At 73.2% G+C, this 16,950-nt stretch carries 16 protein-coding genes; 8 read left to right on the top strand and 8 right to left on the bottom strand.

Annotation, left to right across the window (positions count from 1 at the left end; all coding sequences use genetic code 11):
* Nucleotides 1-3: 3 nt before the first annotated feature.
* Nucleotides 4-912, bottom strand: coding sequence for an SDR family oxidoreductase (locus AB0L25_RS28140; protein ID WP_500175716.1), 909 nt, complete (start codon nt 910-912; stop codon nt 4-6).
* A gap of 139 nt (nt 913-1,051) precedes the next feature.
* Between AB0L25_RS28140 and AB0L25_RS28135 the strand changes: the two genes are divergently transcribed.
* From AB0L25_RS28135 to AB0L25_RS28110, 6 genes are all read left to right on the top strand, one after another.
* Nucleotides 1,052-1,822 (top strand): enoyl-CoA hydratase family protein, encoded by a 771-nt coding sequence (locus AB0L25_RS28135; protein WP_500175715.1) that lies wholly within the window; start codon nt 1,052-1,054, stop codon nt 1,820-1,822.
* 141 nt (nt 1,823-1,963) lie between these two features.
* Nucleotides 1,964-3,157, top strand: a complete 1,194-nt coding sequence (locus AB0L25_RS28130; RefSeq protein WP_500175714.1) for an ABC transporter substrate-binding protein — start codon at nt 1,964-1,966, stop codon at nt 3,155-3,157.
* Between the two features lie 34 nt (nt 3,158-3,191).
* Nucleotides 3,192-4,049 (top strand): branched-chain amino acid ABC transporter permease, encoded by an 858-nt coding sequence (locus AB0L25_RS28125; RefSeq protein WP_500175713.1) that lies wholly within the window; start codon nt 3,192-3,194, stop codon nt 4,047-4,049.
* A gap of 2 nt (nt 4,050-4,051) precedes the next feature.
* Complete coding sequence (locus tag AB0L25_RS28120; protein ID WP_500175755.1) at nt 4,052-5,839, top strand: branched-chain amino acid ABC transporter ATP-binding protein/permease; 1,788 nt, start codon at nt 4,052-4,054, stop codon at nt 5,837-5,839.
* Nucleotides 5,836-6,621, top strand: a complete 786-nt coding sequence (locus AB0L25_RS28115; protein ID WP_500175712.1) for an ABC transporter ATP-binding protein — start codon at nt 5,836-5,838, stop codon at nt 6,619-6,621. Before AB0L25_RS28120 ends, AB0L25_RS28115 begins: the two co-directional genes overlap by 4 nt.
* Before the next feature lie 14 nt (nt 6,622-6,635).
* The gene (locus AB0L25_RS28110; protein WP_500175711.1) at nt 6,636-7,421 is read left to right on the top strand and encodes an SDR family oxidoreductase; all 786 of its coding nucleotides are present in this window, start codon (nt 6,636-6,638) and stop codon (nt 7,419-7,421) included.
* A 26-nt stretch (nt 7,422-7,447) separates the two neighbouring features.
* Here AB0L25_RS28110 and AB0L25_RS28105 read toward each other — a convergent pair whose 3' ends face one another.
* Nucleotides 7,448-9,085, bottom strand: coding sequence for an AMP-binding protein (locus AB0L25_RS28105; protein WP_500175710.1), 1,638 nt, complete (start codon nt 9,083-9,085; stop codon nt 7,448-7,450).
* A 101-nt stretch (nt 9,086-9,186) separates the two neighbouring features.
* On the opposite strand from AB0L25_RS28105, the gene AB0L25_RS28100 reads away from it, so the two are divergent.
* Nucleotides 9,187-9,813 (top strand): TetR/AcrR family transcriptional regulator, encoded by a 627-nt coding sequence (locus AB0L25_RS28100; RefSeq protein ID WP_500175709.1) that lies wholly within the window; start codon nt 9,187-9,189, stop codon nt 9,811-9,813.
* Nucleotides 9,814-9,833: 20 nt separating this feature from the next.
* On the opposite strand, the gene AB0L25_RS28095 is transcribed toward AB0L25_RS28100, so the two are convergent.
* A complete protein-coding gene (locus AB0L25_RS28095; RefSeq protein ID WP_500175708.1) occupies nt 9,834-10,589 on the bottom strand; it encodes a CoA-transferase subunit beta in 756 nt (251 codons plus the stop codon).
* Nucleotides 10,590-10,591: 2 nt separating this feature from the next.
* Entirely contained in the window at nt 10,592-11,479 is an 888-nt protein-coding gene (locus tag AB0L25_RS28090; RefSeq protein ID WP_500175754.1) for a CoA transferase subunit A, read from the bottom strand.
* 131 nt (nt 11,480-11,610) lie between these two features.
* On the opposite strand from AB0L25_RS28090, the gene AB0L25_RS28085 reads away from it, so the two are divergent.
* On the top strand, nt 11,611-12,738 hold the full coding sequence (locus AB0L25_RS28085) for an NAD(P)H-dependent flavin oxidoreductase (protein ID WP_500175707.1): 1,128 nt from the start codon (nt 11,611-11,613) through the stop codon (nt 12,736-12,738).
* On the opposite strand, the gene AB0L25_RS28080 is transcribed toward AB0L25_RS28085, so the two are convergent.
* The 4 genes from AB0L25_RS28080 to AB0L25_RS28065 are packed head-to-tail and all read right to left on the bottom strand — an operon-like array spanning nt 12,735 to nt 16,945.
* Complete coding sequence (locus AB0L25_RS28080) at nt 12,735-13,874, bottom strand: acyl-CoA dehydrogenase family protein (RefSeq protein ID WP_500175706.1); 1,140 nt, start codon at nt 13,872-13,874, stop codon at nt 12,735-12,737. The genes AB0L25_RS28085 and AB0L25_RS28080 overlap by 4 nt on opposite strands.
* 10 nt (nt 13,875-13,884) lie before the next feature.
* A complete protein-coding gene (locus tag AB0L25_RS28075; RefSeq protein ID WP_500175705.1) occupies nt 13,885-14,889 on the bottom strand; it encodes an acyl-CoA dehydrogenase family protein in 1,005 nt (334 codons plus the stop codon).
* The gene (locus AB0L25_RS28070) at nt 14,886-16,064 is read right to left on the bottom strand and encodes an acyl-CoA dehydrogenase family protein (protein ID WP_500175704.1); all 1,179 of its coding nucleotides are present in this window, start codon (nt 16,062-16,064) and stop codon (nt 14,886-14,888) included. The genes AB0L25_RS28075 and AB0L25_RS28070 overlap by 4 nt, the downstream gene beginning before the upstream one ends.
* Entirely contained in the window at nt 16,061-16,945 is an 885-nt protein-coding gene (locus tag AB0L25_RS28065) for an enoyl-CoA hydratase (protein WP_500175703.1), read from the bottom strand. The genes AB0L25_RS28070 and AB0L25_RS28065 overlap by 4 nt, the downstream gene beginning before the upstream one ends.
* Nucleotides 16,946-16,950: the final 5 nt, after the last annotated feature.

Below are 16,950 nucleotides of genomic sequence, written 5' to 3'. Positions count from 1 at the left end.
GGGTCAGCCGGCGCCGTAGACCGGCTCGGGAGCGGGGGAGCCGTCGATGAGCCCGCGCAGCGCGTCCCCGACGTCGGCGGCGTCCCACCGGTGCCCGAGGGCGGCGGAGAGGCCGTGCCGCCAGCCGTCCTCCAGGCAGATGCGGCCGCCCTCGACCTCGATCACCCGGCCGGTCACGTCCACGGACTCCTCGGCGGCGAGCCAGGCCACGACCGGTGAGACGTTTTCGGGGGCCATGGCGTCGAATCCGGTCCCGGTCGCGGCCATCTTCTCGGCGAACGCCTGCTCGGTCATCCGGGTCCGGGCGGAGGGGGCGATCGCGTTGGCGGTTACGCCGTAGCGGCCCAGTTCCTCCGCCGCGACCAGGGTGAGGGCCGCGATCCCGGCCTTGGCCGCGCTGTAGGTCGCCTGGCCGACGCTGCCCTGCAGCCCCGCCCCGGAGGTCGTGGCGATGAAGCGCGCATCGCGTGCCCGTCCGGCCTTGGACTCCGCGCGCCAGTACGCCGCCGCGTGCCGCAGCGGGGCGAAGTGCCCCTTGAGATGCACCCGGATGACGGCGTCCCACTCCTCCTCCGAGGTGTTGACCAGCATCCGGTCGCGGAGGAACCCGGCGTTGGCGACGAGGACGTCCAGCCCGCCGAACGTGTCGATCGCCTGCCGGACGAGCCGGTGCGCGCCGTCGAAGTCGGCGACGTCCTCGGCGTTGGCCACCGCCTCCCCGCCCAGGGCGCGGATTTCCTCCACGACCTCCTGCGCGGGTTCCGACGAGCGGCCGCCGCCGTCGAGCGCTGCGCCGAGGTCGTTGACGACCACCCGGGCGCCCTGCCGGGCGAGTTCGAGCGCGTGCGCGCGCCCCAGCCCGCGTCCGGCGCCGGTGACGATGGCGATCCGGCCGGTGCAGATTCCGTTCACTGTCTCTCCTCGTCCGTGATGCGCGCCGACGATCCGCTCGGGATGCCCGGGGGCGGGGCGCACCGCGATGCTAAGTTACCTAACAAACATTTGGCCAACAAGCGTGCCCGCAGGTCGGCGCGCCGGAAAGGGGCAGGGCATGGGCATCACGTCGGAGACGAAGGACGGCGTCCGCGTCATCACGATGGACTTCCCTCCGGTCAACGCGCTCCCGGTGGCGGGCTGGGGCGACCTGGCCGCCGCCGTGGACGAGGCAGGCCGGGACGAGGACACCCGGGTGGTCGTGCTCAGGGCCGAGGGGCGCGGCTTCAACGCGGGGGTGGACATCAAGGAACTGCAGCGGACGCCCGGATTCGAGGCGCTCGTCGGGGTCAACCGGCAGTGCTACGCCGCATTCAAGGCCGTCTACGAGTGCGCCGTCCCGGTGGTCGCGGCGGTGCAGGGCTTCTGCCTCGGCGGCGGCGTAGGACTGGTCGGGAACTCCGACACCATCGTGGCGTCCGAGGACGCCTACTTCGGGGTCCCCGAGGTCGACCGCGGCGCGCTCGGCGCGGCCACGCACCTCGCCCGGCTGGTGCCCGTCCACCTGCTCCGCACCCTCTACTACACGAGCCGGGCGATCCCGGCCCGGCAGCTCGTGCAGTTCGGCTCGGTCCTGGAGGTGGTGCCTCGCGAGCGGCTCGACGACGCGGCCCTGGCGGTGGCGGGGGAGATCGCGGCCAAGGACACGACGGTCGTCCGGGCCGCCAAGGAAGCGCTGAACGGCATCGATCCCGTGGACGTCAACCGTTCCTACCGGTTCGAGCAGGGGTTCACGTTCGAGCTCAGCCTGTCGGGGGTGGCCGACCGGCACCGGGACGCGTTCGTCGCCACCGGCGAGCCGCTGAAGGGGGACCAAGCGCGCTCCTGACGCGGGAGGCCGGCGCCGCCGCCGGACCGGCGAACGCCACGACGCTCCCTTGACGTGTGATTCGGGTCATCTTACGCTCCCGAGGCTAACAAATGTTTGTTTTTGCCGTGGACGCGGCGGACGGGCGGAGGACCGGGAGATATGAGACGACGTTTCATGGCGGCGGCCGCGGCCGCCGCGAGCGCGGCGGCGTTGCTCGCCGGCTGCGGGAGCGGGCCGGAGGGCGGCGCCGGCGGGCCCTACCGGGTGCTGATGACCGCGGGGCTCAGCGCCCAGGGGACCCTGGCGGGCAACGCCGCGACGTCCGTGCTCGCGGTGAAGGCCGGGGTCGCGGCCGTCAACGAGGCCGGCGGCGTCGCCGGCCGCGAGGTGAAGCTGACCGTCGTCGACGACGAGGGCAACCCCACCACCGCCCTCACCAACATCCGGAAGGCGATCGCCTCGGACCGGCCCGACGTCGTCATCAACGCCGGGCCGTCCCCGGTGACGGCCGCGACCCTGCCCGTGCTCGGGCAGAACGAGATCCTCTCCTTCAACATCGCCCCCACGGCGGACTCGGCGGATCCGAAGAAGAACCCGCTCAACTTCGACCTGACCGGCAACCCCGAGGACTACATCCGCGGCTTCATCCCGTACCTGCGGGAGAAGGGGTACAAGTCGGCCGGGATCGTGCACGGGAGCACGGCCAGCGGCGTCACGTTCGCCGAACAGATGGAGCCCGCGCTGGAGAAGGCGGGCATCACCGTCGCCGGAAACGAGGAGTACGACACGGCGGCGCTCGACATGACGCCCCAGCTCCAGGCGCTGAAGTCGCGGAACCCGGATGTACTGATCATGGACGGCTACGGGGCGCCGGTCGGGCACCTGCTCAAGGGCGTCGAGAAGCTCGGCTGGGACGTGCCCGTCGTCGGCAACAACTCGGTGAGCGCGACCAGCCTCGTCTCGACGCCCCCGCCCGGCGGCGTCCTCGGCACGGCCCAGACCGAGAACCTCGTCATGCAGGTCTACAAGAGCACCGTGCACGACCCGGACGACACGGCCGTGAACGACGTGGTCGCGGCCATGACCGGACTGGGGAAGATCGAGTCCACGCTCATCATGGCGACCAACTACGACGCGCTGCCCCTGATCGCCGCGGCGGCCGCCGACGTCGGCCGGTCCGACGACCCGAAGGCGCTCGCCGAGGCGCTCGAAAAGCCCGAGGTGCAGAAGACGGCCGAGGTCGTGATCATCGGCGGCTACAACTTCAAGCCCGGATCCCACGGCCCCAACCTCACCGCCGAGGACTTCGACTTCGTCGCGCCGTCACCCGTGAAGAACGGCCAGTTCACGTGAGGCGGCCCGGACGGGCCGGGGGAGGCGGCCGACCATGACGATCATCTGGGGCGGGCTGGCGCTCGGCGCGGTGTACGCGCTGGTCGCCATCGGATACAACATCGTCTTCATCTCGTCGAAGACGTTCAACTTCGCGCAGGCGCAGCTCATGATGGTGGGCACCTTCGTCGCCTACACCGGTCTGGTGACGCTGCGGCTCCCGGTGGCGGTCGTGGTCCTTCTCGCCACGGCCGCGGTCACGCTCGTCGCGGCGGTCGAGGAGCGGCTTGCCGTCCGGCCGGTCGAGGACCCCGAGACGGTGCTGGTCACCACCCTCGGCGCGGGGGTGCTCATCAACGGCCTGACCCAGGTCGTCTGGGGCGGGCAGCCGCTGGCCGTGCCGTTCTTCGGCGGTGACGGGGTACTGGAGCTCCTCGGCGGACGGGTCTACCCGGTGGAGATCGCGCTCGTCGCCGTCGCCGTGGCCCTGGTCGTCCTGTTCGGCTGGTTCGCCCGCCGTTCCGTCACCGGCCTGACGCTGCTCGCGATGGCCGAGGACCGCGAGGCGGCGATGCTGCGCGGGGTCGACGTCCGCCGGCTGGCCTTCGGCGCGTTCGCCGCGTCGGGGGCGCTCGCCGGACTGCTGGGCGTCTTCGTCGGCCCGAAGACCTTCGCCGTCGCGACCCTCGGCGCCTCGCTGGCGCTCAAGGGCTTCGTCGTCATGGCGATCGGCGGGTTCGGGTCGATGCCGGGCACGCTCGTCGGCGGCATGGTGGTCGGGCTGGCCGAGGCGCTCGCCGCCCGCCATCTGGGCAGCGAGTTCGCCGCGATCTCCGTGTTCGCCGTGCTGATCGCCATCCTGCTGGTCCGGCCGTCCGGGCTGTTCGTCCGCACGCGGGAGAGGTTGGTGTGACGATGGGCCTCTGGCGGGGACTGCGCGCCCTTCCCACCTGGACCGTGCCGGTGCTCTGCGCGGCCGTGCTCCTGCTGCTCCCGGCGTTCGGGCTCGGCTTCTCGGCCACCCGGCAGATCCAGCTCGCCTGCATCCTCGCCCTCCTGGTCAGCGGGCTGAACCTCAGCCTCGGGTACGCCGGGGAGCTGGCGCTCGGCCAGGCGGCGATGTACGCCTTCGGCGCCTACACGGCCGGCCTGCTCTCGGTCGCCGGGCACACCGACATCGTGCTGCAGCTCGCCGCCGCCGGCCTGGCGGTCCTGGTGGTGGGCGTGCTCACCGGGATGGTGGGGCTGCGGCTGGGGAGCTGGTCGCTGGCGATGACGTCGTTCTTCCTGGTGCTGATCGTGCCGGACGTCCTCGCCGTCTTCGACGATCGCACCGGGGGCCGGAACGGGCTCAGCGGCATCCTCGGCCCGACGCTGTTCGGCCGTCCGCTGGGCCCGACCGAGATCTACCTCGTGATCGCGGTGGTGCTCGTCGCCTGGTTCGCGGTCATGCGCAACATCGTGACGTCCCGGCACGGCGTGGCCCTGCGGGTGCTGAAGCAGAGCCCCGTCCTGGCGTCGTCCATGGGGATCTCGGTGTTCCGGATGAAGCTGCTGGCGTACGCGCTGGGCGCCATTCCGGCGGGCCTCGCGGGCGCCCTCTTCGCGAACCTCGACCTGTACGTCTCGCCCGAGGCGTTCGGCTTCGTGCTCGCCACGACGATCCTCGCGGCGGCGATCCTCGGCGGCGTGACCAGCGTGTACGGCGCCCTGGCGGGAGCGGCCATCATGCAGTTCGGGCCGAACCAGTCGTCGCGGTTCCAGGAGTTCGCGCTGGTCTTCACCGGCGCGTTTTTGATCATCGGTGGGGTCCTGCTTCGCGGCGGGCTGGCGGGCCCGGCCCGCCGTGCCGTGGCGCGCCTCGACCGGGCCGCGGGGATCCGCCCCCGGCCCGGGGCCGGTGCCGCGGAGGCGGCCGTCCCGCGGATCCGCGGGACGGAACTGGTCGTGGACGGCGTCTCCAAGTCGTTCGGCGGCAACCGGGCTCTCGACGGGGTGAGCTTCCGTGCGGAGCCGGGGCGGGTGACCGCGCTGATCGGGCCGAACGGCTCGGGCAAGACCACGCTGCTCAACATGGTCTGCGGCTTCTACCGCACCGACTCCGGCCGCATCCTCCTGGACGGCGCGCGGCTGGACGGGGCCGCCGCACACCGGGTGTCGCGGGCGGGCGTCGCGCGGACCTTCCAGACGCCCAGCGTTCCCGACGGGGTGACGGTGCTGGAGGCCGTCGCCGCGGGCCGGTACTCGGCGGACCGGGTGTCCGTTCTGTCCGCCGTCCTGCGGCTGCCGCGGTTCCGCCGGGCCCGGCGCGCGGACGTCGCGGAGGCCGAGCGCATGCTCGCGCTGGTCGGCATGGCGGAGCTGCGCGACGAACCGGCGTCCTCGTTGCCCCTGGGCATGCGGCGGCTGCTGGAAGTGGCGCGGTCCCTCGCCGCCTCGCCCGGGGTGCTGCTGCTGGACGAGGCCGCGTCCGGGCTGGACGAGGACGAGGTCGAGCGGCTGGCGGAGCTGATCCGGCGGATCCGCCGGGCGGGCGGGACGGTGGTCCTGGTCGAGCACAACTTCCGGCTCGTCCTGGACCTTGCGGACGACATCGTCGTGCTGGCGCACGGCCAGGTCGTCGCGCACGGGCCGCCGGCGGAGATCGAGACGAACCCGCGGGTGCTCGCCGAGTACCTGGGAGCCACGGAGGAGGTGTCATGACGGACGAGTCCCCGGACGCGTCCCCGCGGAAGCCCGTGCTGCGGGCGCGCGGGCTCGCCACCGGGTACGGCGACCTGCGGGTGGTCTGGGACGTGAGCCTGGACGTGTGGCCCGGCGAGCTGACCGTGCTCCTCGGGCGCAACGGCGCCGGCAAGACGAGCACGCTGCGGGCGCTCGCCGGTCTGAACAAGGCGTCCGGCGGGACGGTCGAACTGGACGGCGCCGACGTGACCCGGACGCCCGCGCACCGGAGGGTGCGGCGCGGCCTGGCGTACGTGCAGGAGGGCAAGCGCGTCTTCCACCGGCGGACGGTCGAGCAGAACCTCATCGTGGGCGGCTGCACGCGCCGCATGTCGCGGTCGGCGCTGCGCGGCGAGGCCGACCGGATCTACGAGATCTTCCCGGTGCTGGGCGAGAAACGGAACGTGCTCGCGGGCGACATGTCCGGCGGGCAGCAGCAGATGCTCGCGATCGGCCAGGCGCTGATGGCGGCGCCGAAGGCGCTGATGCTGGACGAGCCGTCCGGCGGCCTCGCGCCGGTGATCGTGGCGCAGGTCATGGAGCAGGTGGCACGGCTCACGGAGCACGGCATCGGCGTGCTGCTGGTGGAACAGGCGCTCGAGGCGTCGGTCCGGGTCGCCGACCACATCGTCGTCCTCGACATGGGACGGGTGCTGGTCGGCGTCCGCAAGGACGAGGTGGACGACATCGCCACGCTGCGCGAGGCGTACTTCGGCCGACGGGCCGGGCGGCCGCCGGAGCACGCGCCGACGGAGCCGTGAGGAAGGAACGAGAGTTGGCGTTGCAGATCGATTTCGCGGGCCGCGTGGTCCTGGTGACCGGGGGCACCCGGGGCGTCGGGGCCGGGATCGCCCGGACGTTCCTGGAGGCCGGTGCGGTCGTCGAGGTGTGCGGCCGCACCGAGCCCGAGGGCACGGCGTCCGGCCCGAGGTTCAGCCGGGTGGACGTGCGGGACGAGGACCAGGTCGCCCGGTGGGTCGACGAGGCGGCCGGGCGGCACGGCCGCATCGACGTCGCCGTGAACAACGCCGGCGGAGCGCCCTTCACCGGGTTCGCCTCGGCGTCCTCCCGCTTCCACCGCAGGGTCACCGACCTCAACTTCCTCGCGGGCGTCTTCGTGGCACAGGCGGTGCACCCGGTGATGAGCGAGCAGGACTCCGGAGGCGTCGTCCTCAACATCACCTCGATCAGCGCGCGGCGGCCCAGCCCCGGGACGGCGGTGTACGGGGCGGCGAAGGCCGCGCTGGAGAGCCTGACCCGCAGCCTCGCCGTCGAGTGGGCGCCGCGGATCCGGGTCAACGCCGTCAGCTGCGGTCTCGTCGAGACCGAGGGTTCGGCGGAACACTACGGGGAGCCCGGCCAGATGGAACGCGTGGCCGCGACGATCCCGCGGGGCGTGTTCGCCGCGCCCGCCGACATCGGGCGCGCCTGCGCGCTGCTCGCCTCCCCGCTCGCCGCCCACATCACCGGCGCCGTCCTCAACGTGGACGGCGGCGGCGAGTGGCCGGCGTTCCTCCAGCACGCGCCGGGTACCGAGAAGCTGCCGGGATCGGCGCCCTGAACGCGGGCGGGGGCCGGGAGCGGGCCTCAGCCGCCGTCCGTCCGGACGGCGGCGGCCCGCTCCCGCAGCACCGTCTTGAGGATCTTGCCGGCCGCGTTGCGCGGCAGGCTCGCGGTGAGGACGATCTCGCGGGGCGCCTTGAACCCGGCCAGCCGGGCACGGCAGTGCGCGACGAGCTCGCCGGGGTCGGGCGCGGCTCCCGGACGGGCGACGACGTGCGCGACCGCGACCGAGCCCAGGCGCGCGTCGGGACGGGCCACGACCGCGGCCTCGGCGACGTCGGGGTGCGCGGCCAGGACGTTCTCCACCTCGGCCGGGTAGACGTTGAAACCGCCGACGGTGAACATGTCCTTCAACCGGTCGGTGATCTTGAGGCAGCCGTGCTCGTCGAGGCGGCCGACGTCGCCGGTGCGCAGCCAGCCGTCCGGATCGACGGCGGCGCGGGTGGCCTCCTCGTCCTCGAAGTAGCCGAGCATCGTGTTGCGTCCGCGGACCAGGATCTCGCCGTCCTCGCCCGGCGCCGCCTCCGCGCCGTCGCGCCCCACCAGGCGCAGCTCCACGCCGTCGACCGGCGGCCCGGTCGTCTCCGCGACGTGGCGGGGGTCCTCGTTCGGGCGGGACTGGGTGACCATCATGCACTCGGTCAGCCCGTACGCCTGCGCCACCTGGTCGAACCCGAGTTCCTCCCGCATCCGGGTGAAGAGGGTCTCCGGGACGGTCGCCGCGCCCGCGGTGGCGAAGCGCAGCGAGGACAGATCGTGCTCCGCCAGCCGTGGGTTCGCCAGCAGCGACAGGAACAGCGTCGGCGTCCCGGGCATCACGGTGATGCGCTCGCGCTCGATCAGCTCCAGCAACCGGTCGCCGTCGAAGACCGGAACCGGGTGGATCGAGGCTCCGGCGGTGAGCGCGGTGATCACCCCCGCCTTGTATCCGAAGCCGTGGAAGAAGGGGTTGACCACGGCGTAGCGGTCGTCCGGGGACAGGTTCGCGCCTGCGGCCCAGATGCGGGCGACGTCGACCGTCTGGCGGTGGGCGCTCATGACGCCCTTCGCCCGTCCGGTGGTGCCCGACGTGTACAGGATGTCGCACAGATCGTCGGGCTTCACCCGGTCGGCGGCCTCCCGGGCCGTCTCCGGGGGGACGCCGTTCCCGGCGGCGAGGAAGTCGTCCCAGGGCAGCGCGCCGTCGGGCGCCCGTCCGGCGGGCACGTCGATGACGGTCCGCAGGTGCGGCAGTCCCGGGACGGGGCCCGTGCCCCCGGGCTCCGCGGGCTCCTCGGCGGCCGCCGCCCGCAGCATGCCGACGAGGTCGAGGTCGAGGAAGCCGTTCGCGGTGACCAGCGCGCGGGCGCGGGAGCGCGCGAGGATCGCCGCGGCCTCGTGGCCCCGGTAGCGTGTGTTCATCGGCACGACGACCGCGCCGACGGACTGGGCGCCGAGCATCGCGACGACGAACTCGTACCGGTTCGGCATCCAGATCGCGACGCGGTCGCCGGAGCGTACCCCGATCCCGAGGTAGGCGCGCGCGGCGCGCTCGACGAGCCCTGCCAGGTCCCGGTACCGCAGGCGCACGTCCCCGTCCACGACGGCCGGGCGCGCGCCGTGGTCGCGGACGGCGTCGCGGAGCATTCCGGGGATGGTCGTCGACGGGCTCACGGCGTGCATGTCACTCCAAGGGTGCGGGGCGGATGCGGTGTCCGGTCGCGCCGTGCGCGACACTGGACCACCGAACGAACAAATACTTGGTCAACCAGAGGGAGACGCAGATGGCGGTGGCGAAGGCGGGCGGCCGGGCGCCGAAGAAGGAGGCGGTCCGGGCGGACGGCATCGACAGGCGCGCTCGCCTGCTGGCCGTCGCGGCCGAACTCTTCGCCACCAAGGGCTACGCGGCCACGACGGTGCGCGACATCGCCGATAACTCCGGCATCCTGGCCGGCAGCATCTACCACCACTTCAGCTCCAAGGAGGCCATGCTCGACGAGATCCTCCGGGACTTCCTCTCCCGGCTCTACGAGCGGTTCTCCGAGATCGAGCGGCAGGGCGACGACCCGCGCGAGGCGCTCGGCAAGCTCATCCGCGTCTCCTTCGGATGGATCCACGAGGCCCCGCACGCGGTCGCCGTGTACCAGAACGAGAGCGACAACCTGATCGGGCAGGAGGCGTTCGCCTACGTCGGCGACTACAGCCTGAAGATCGAGCACATCTGGCTGCGGGTGCTCACCGCGGGTCAGACGTCCGGGGTGTTCCGCCCGGACCTCGACATCAAGGTGTCCTACCTGTTCGTCCGCGACGCCATCTGGTCGTCGGTGCGCTGGTACCGTCCCGGCGGGCAGCTGACGTCCGAGAGGCTCGCCGACGAGTTCCTCGCCCTGGCCCTGAACGGCCTGCTCTAGGGACGCCCGCCGCCCTCCGCTCAACCGGCGACCTCGCGCGCCCGCGCCGAGGACGGGTCGATCACCTCGCGGATCAGCCGCAGTTCCTCCGGCGTGGGCGCGCGGGTCTCGGTCGCGTCCGTCCCGTCGATCGCGAATCCCGTGTTGCGCCGGACGTCCTCGACGGTGACGCCCGGATGCACCGACCGGATGCGCAGGGTCCCGTCGGCGGCGTAGTCCAGGACGGCGAGGTCGGTGATGACGACCCCGAGGTCGTGGAACCGCAGCGCCGCGCCCCCCGCCGCGCGCGCCCGGTCGTTGCCCACGCCGGACACGATGTCGACGCGCTCGACGAAGACCTTGGGCGAGTGGCGGGCCACCCAGTAGTTCGTCCGGTGGTTCACGGTGTTGCCGGGCGCCCCCCGCACGCCGATCAACTGCCGCTTGGGACGGCGCCAGTCCCCGATCGCGGAGATGTTCTGGTTGCCGTACCGGTCGAGCTGGCTCGCCCCCATCATGCTCTGCCGCCGACCCGACTGCAGGACGTCGAAGATGTTGCGGAACGGTACCCACGCCTCGATCACGCCGCCGTGCGCGGCGGTCCGGCCGAGCGGCGGGGGCTCGCTCATGAAGAACGCCTCGCCGTCGGACAGCACGAGGTCGGGGGAGTGGGTCAGGCGGGCGAGGCGGGCGCCGATCACCGGAACGGTGCCCACGGCGTGCGCCAGCACCTCTCCGGCGCCGCGCCAGGAATCGGACGCGGCGGCGATGCAGACCTCGGCTCGGGTGAACTCCACGGTCAGGCACTCCTCTCGTTCGCGCCGGACGCGGCGGGGGCCGCGCGGCCCTCGACGGCGGCGCGGTAGCCGTCCTCGCCGGTGCGCAGGTACGTCTCCTCGAAGGCCCGCCAAGCCTCGGGGTCCTTGGCGGCGGTGGCGTACTCCTTCTGGAACGCCTCGTCGCGCTCGTAGCCGGGGGCGCAGGACGTGAAGTGGGCGCCGCCCGGCGCCTCGATCACGCCCGTCACGTACATCCGGCCGACGAGGAGCGACTGCACCGGTGCGGCGCGCCCGTCCGCGCCGGGCGCGAGCAGCCGCTCGGTCGGCACGACCTCCTCGCAGCTGAGGTAGCAGCGGTCCGCGCCCATGGCGTACAGGTCGTCGAAGTAGGGGTCCGGGCCGAGGTACTGCCCGTTGCCCGCGGCGTCCGCGCGGTCGAGGTGGATCAGCGCGACGTCCGTCCGGAGCGCGGGCATCGCGACGTACTCCTCGTCGGAGTAGGGGGACGCGACGGTGCGCAGGTCCGGATTCATGGTGAGGACGTCGGAGGCCAGGCCGGCGCGCGTCGGCAGGAAGTCGAGGCGCTGCGCGGCGGCCCGCAGGCCCGCCACGTACATGCCCTCGTCGTACTCGGCGATTTCGACGGTGCCGCTCTCGCGGGCGGCGCGGAAGTGCGGGTCGAGGGGGATGCTGTCCAGCGACACGAAACCGTAGACCAGCTTGCGCACCTTTCCGGCCGCGCAGAGCAGCCCGACGTCGGGCCCGCCCAGGCTCACGACCGTGAGGTCGCGCACGTCCGTCCGCAGCAGCGCGCGGACGAGCGCCATGGGCTTGCGGCGGGAGCCCCAGCCGCCGATGCCGATGGTCATCCCCGATTCGATCGTCCCGGCGAAGTCCTCCAGGGACATCGTCTTGTCCGTCAACGTGGTCGGTCCTCCTCGGTCTTCGGGGACGCCCGGCGCTTGCCGGTGCACGTCGCGTCCCGCATACTCGTCGGACAGTATCAAAACAAACATTTGTTAGAGAGGGAAGGCCCCGTATGGCACAGCAGCCCGCCACGGCCTCGCCGACGCCCGACGAGAACGGCTCCGGGACGCGGAGACATCCCGCGCTGAGAACCCGGGCGACGGAGCTGTTCGGCGTCGAGTACCCGATCGTCCAGACCGGCATGGGATACGTCTCCGACGCTCGCCTCACCGCGGCGACCGCCGAGGCCGGCGGCCTCGGCGTCCTCAGCGCCGGGCTGCTGTCCTACGAAGAGCTGTCGCAGGCCATCGACGGTGTGCAGTCGCTCACCGACCGGCCGTTCGGCGTCAACCTCCGCGCCGACCAGCCGGACGTCGTCAAGCGCGTCGACCTGCTGATCCGCAAGAAGGTGAAGGTCGCCTCCTTCGCGCTGGCCCCCCGCGAGGACCTGATCAAGCGCTGCAAGGACGGCGGGCTGGTGGTGATGCCCTCCACCGGCGCCCGCCGGCACGTCGAGAAGGTCGCCGCCTGGGGCGCCGACGCCGTCGTCGTGCAGGGCGGGGAGGGCGGCGGGCACACCGGCCAGGTCCCGACCAGCCTGCTGCTGCCCCAGGCCCGCGACGCGGCCGACGACATCGTCGTCCTCGGCGCGGGCGGCTTCTTCGACGGCCGCGGCCTGGTGTCGGCCCTCGCCTACGGAGCCGACGGGATCGCGATGGGCACCCGCTTCCTCCTCACCACCGACTCGCCGGTGGCGCAGGTCGTCAAGGAGGAGTACCTCCGCCGCGGCGTCGACGACACCGTCCTCACGCTGCAGATCGACGGGGTGCCGCAGCGGGTCGTCCGCGGCCGCACCATCGACCGGCTCGAGCGCGGCACCGCCCCCGGCCGCCTGCTGCGGGCGGCCGGGAACGCCGTCGCCTTCCAGCGGATGTCCCGGACGCCCTGGAAGGAGATCGTCCGCGAGGGCCTGGCGATGAGGCGCAACCACGGCCTGAGCTGGAGCCAGGTCGTCATGGCGGCCAACGCCCCCATGCTCTACCGGACCGCGCTGCTGGACGGACGTCCCGACATCGGCGTCATGGCCACGGGGCAGGTCGTCGGCCTCATCGACGACCTGCCGAGCTGCCGCGAGCTGATCGCGCGCATCGTCGACGAGGCCGTCGACGTCCTCGAACGCCTCGAGCGCGGCGGACGCTAGGGTCCCGCCGGGGCGGCCCCGGCCGCCCCGGCGGAGGCGGGCAGCAGACGGCGCCGATGCTCGTGCGGCTGCCCGAACAGCTGCGACGTCGCGTGCGCCCGCTTGAACAGCAGCTGCGCGTCGTGCTCCCAGGTGATGGCGATCCCGCCGTGCAACTGGACGGTCTCCGCGGCCACCGCGTTCAGCGCGTCCGAGCACCACGCCTTCGCCATCGCCGCCCGTTCCCCGAAGTCCGGCGCGTCCCGGGCGGCGGACCAGGCCGCCGCCCAGGACAGCGTCCGGGACGTCTCCACGTGCACGAGCATGTCGGCCATCCGGTGCTTGAGCGCCTGGAACGAGCCGATCGGACGGCCGAACTGCTCGCGCTCCTTGGCGTAGGCGACCGTCATGTCGAGACCGCGCTGGGCCGCTCCGACCTGCAATGCGGTGACGGCGACGGCCGCGACGTCGCGCAAATCGGCGAGCAGGCCGCGCGCGTCCCCGCCCAGCGGACGTGCGGGAGCCGCGTCGAAGTCGATCCGCGCGAAGCGCAGCGTCAGGTCCAGGCCGGTCACGGGGGTGCGCCGGACGCCGCCCGCGCCGGGATCGACCTCGTACAGGCCGACCCCGCCGGTCTCCCGGGCGGCCACGACGAGCAGCACGTCGGCTTCGGCGCCGTCGAGGACGAGGTGGGACGTCCCGCTCAGCGAGGCTCCGCCTTCGGCGTCCGCGGCCCGCACGTCGGAGCGGTCCAGGTGCCAGTGCCCGTCGCAGGAGGCCCAGGCGAGCGCGGCCAGGGACGTGCCCGCGGCGATGCCGGGAAGCAGCCGTGCGCAGGCGTCGGCGTCGCCCGATCGCAGGATCGCCTGCGCGCCGAGGACCGCCGAGCCGAGGAGCGGGGAGGGGGTGAGCGCGTACCCGAGCCGCTCCAGCACGACATGCGTCTCGAACAGGGAGAACCCCGCACCGCCGTACTCCTCCGGGATCGCCAGGGCGGCGGCGCCGATCTGCCCGCAGAGCGTCGACCACAGGTCCGGATCGTGGCCGCGCGGGCTCTCCACGGCGCGGCGGACGGCCGCGCCGTCGCCGCGCCGCTCCAGCAGGGAGCGGACCGCGGCGTCGAGCGCGGCCTGCTCCTCGCTCAGTGCGAAGTACACGAGATCCTCCTCAGACGGACGCGACCGGGGCCGCGGGCGCGGCGGTGACGGCGGCGAGGACCCGGGACCGGTGGAACCCGGCGGTGCCCCAGGCGGAGACGAGGGCGCGGATCTTCGTGATCCACAGGCCGAGGTCGAACTCCTCGGTGTAACCGATGGCGCCGTGCGTCTGCAGCGCGGTGCGGGACGCGCGGTACGCCGCCGCCGACACCGCCGTCTTGGCCGCCGACACGTCGCGGGAGGCGTCGGCCGAGCCCGCGCCGAGCGAGACGGCCGCGCCGTAAAACAGCGGACGGGCGAAGTCGAGCGCGACGCGGACGTCCGCGAGCGCGTGCTTGACCGCCTGGTACTCGCCGATGGCCCGCCCGAACTGCCGCCGGGACCCGGCGTACCCGACCGAGTCGGCCAGCACGCGTTCACCCGCCCCGAGCAGCTGGGCCGAGCAGGCCAAGACGGCCAGGTCGAGCGCTCGCGAGGCCCGTTCGGGCTCCAGAGTGCCCAACTCCTCCTCCGGGTGCGCCTCGAAGAGCAGGCGGGAGCGGTCGACGGAGGTGCGGGCGGCGCCGGTCCGCGCCGCGCTCAGCGCCGTCCCGTCGAGCAGCAGCACCCGGTCGGCCGCGTGGGCGTCCAGGGCGAGCGGCGCGAGCGGCGGCGCGGCGGCGGTCACGACGGTGCTCCCGTCGGCGATTCCCGCCAGGGACGGCCCGTCGGGGACGGCGCCGAGCAGCGCGGGCGCCAGGACCGCCGACTCGACGTACGGGCCCGGTACCGCGTGGCGTCCGAGGGCCTCGAAGGCGACCACGAGGTCGGCGGGCCCGGCGTCCAGCCCGCCGTGGGAGCCGGGCACGCAGAGGGCGGTGACCCCCAGGTCGGCCAGCCGTTTCCACAGTTCCATGCCCGGCCCGGCGTCGCCGTTCGCCCAGCTCCGCGCCACGGCAGGGACGCGCGCGCCGGCGAGCAGGTCGTCCAGCGCACGGGAGAAGGCGTGCTGCTCGTCGCTCAGGGCGAACCTCATCGGCGTCCTTTCGGCAGGCCGAGCAGGCGCTCGGCCACGATGTCGCGCTGGATCTCGTTGGTCCCCGCGTAGATGGGGCCCGAGAGCGCGAAGAGATAGCCGTCCATCCAGGCGCCGCCGCCGGCCGCGCCCGCGTCGCGCAGCTCCGCCCTGGACCCGAGCAGGTCCAGCGCGGTCTCGTGCAGCCGCACGTCCAGCTCCGACCAGAAGATCTTGTTGACGCTGCCGTCCGCGCCGACGGCGCCGCCCTCGGCGATTCGGCTGACGGTGCCGAACGTGTAGAGGCGGTAGGCCTGGGCGGCGATCCACGCGTCGGCGACGTCCCCGCCGAGCGCCGCCGCCTCCGGGGCCGACGCGTCCGCGCCGTGCTCGCGCCACAGGTCGAGGAGCCGGTCGGCGGCGGCGCAGAACCGTCCGGGGGAGCGCAGCGACAGGCCGCGCTCGTTGCCCGCGGTGCTCATCGCCACCCGCCACCCCTCTCCGGGCGCCCCGAGGACGTCGGAGTCGGGCACGAAGACGTCCTCGAAGAAGATCTCCGCGAAGCCCGGATGACCGTCCAGTTTGTGAATCGGGCGCACGGTGATGCCGTCGGCGTCCAGGGGGAACATGAAGTAGGTCAGCCCGCGGTGGCGTTCCGCCTCCGGATCGGACCGGAACAGGCCGAAGCCCCGGTGCGCGAACGCGGCCCGGGAACTCCAGGTCTTCTGCCCGTTGAGCACCCACCCGCCCCGGGACTCGTCGCGGGCGGCGGTGCTGCGCAGCGCCGCCAGGTCACTGCCCGCCTCGGGCTCGGACCACGCCTGCGCCCAGATCTCCGAGCCGTCCGCCATCGGCCGCAGGTAGCGTTCCCGCTGCCCGGGGGTGCCGTACTCGAAGAGGATGGGCGCCAGGAGCGAGATGCCGTTCTGCGCCACCCGGGCCGGGCCGCCCGCGCGGTAGTACTCCTCCTCGAAGAGCACCCACTCGAGGAGCGAGGCGTCGCGGCCGAGGTACTCCGCCGGCCAGGACACGACCGACCAGCGGCCCGCGGCGAGCGTCGCCTCCCATTCGCGGTGCGCCTCGAAGCCCTCGGCGGTGTCCATGCCGGGCAGGGGGACGGGCGGGACGTGCTCGCGCAGCCAGGCGCGGGCCTCGTCCCGGAACGCGCGCTCGCGGTCGTCCAGGTCGAGGTTCACCGGCCGTTCTCCGCGTTCGAGTCGCGCATCTTGCGGGCGTCCATCCCCGCCAGCGAGTCGACGCCGACCTCGGCGTTGTGCGCGTGCGCGGCGTGGTGCAGGCCGAACACCGAGTCCATCCCCGCCCGCATGCCCTGGAGGTCCTCGGCCTGGTTGATCGCCTTCTTGGTGAGCGCCAGCCCGAAGGACGGCATCTGGCTGATCCGCTCGGCGATCGCCAGGGTCGCGGCCTCCAGGTCCGCGCGCGGCACCACGTGGTTCACCATGCCGAGGTCGAGGGCGCGCTCGGCCGAGACGCGGTCGCCGGTGTACAGGAACTCCTTCGCCGCGCGCGGGTTCATCACCCACGGGTGGGCGAAGAACTCCACGCCCGGGATGCCCATGCGCACCACGGGGTCGGCGAAGAAGGCGTCGTCGGCGGCCACGATGAAGTCGCAGGACCAGGCCAGCATGAGCCCGCCGGCGATGCAGGCGCCCTGCACCATCGCGATCATGGGCTTGGGGATCTCCCGCCACCGGCGGCACATGCCGAGGTACACCTCGGACTCCCGCGCGATCCGCCGGTCCACCCCCTGCCTGCCGGTGTGGTCCCACCAGATCACGGCCTTGCGCTCGAAGGACTCGTCCACGTCGCGGCCGGGCGTGCCGATGTCGTGCCCGGCGCAGAAGTGCTTCCCGTTCCCGGCGAGCACGATGACCTTGACGTCGTCGTCGTCGACCGCCCGGGTGAACGCGGCGTCGAGGGCGTAGGTGACCTTCGAGTTCTGGGCGTTGCGGTACTCGGGGCGGTTGAGGGTCACGATCGCGACCGTCCCGCGCCGCTCGTAAGTGACGACCTCCTCCTCGGTTCGTCCCCCGGCGGCGTTCTCCGCGTTGCTCATTCCGT

This window comes from Spirillospora sp. NPDC052242 (genome assembly GCF_040679555.1).
In the GTDB taxonomy this organism is placed as follows: domain Bacteria; phylum Actinomycetota; class Actinomycetes; order Streptosporangiales; family Streptosporangiaceae; genus Spirillospora.
This window is presented reverse-complemented; position numbering and strand designations above follow the sequence as displayed.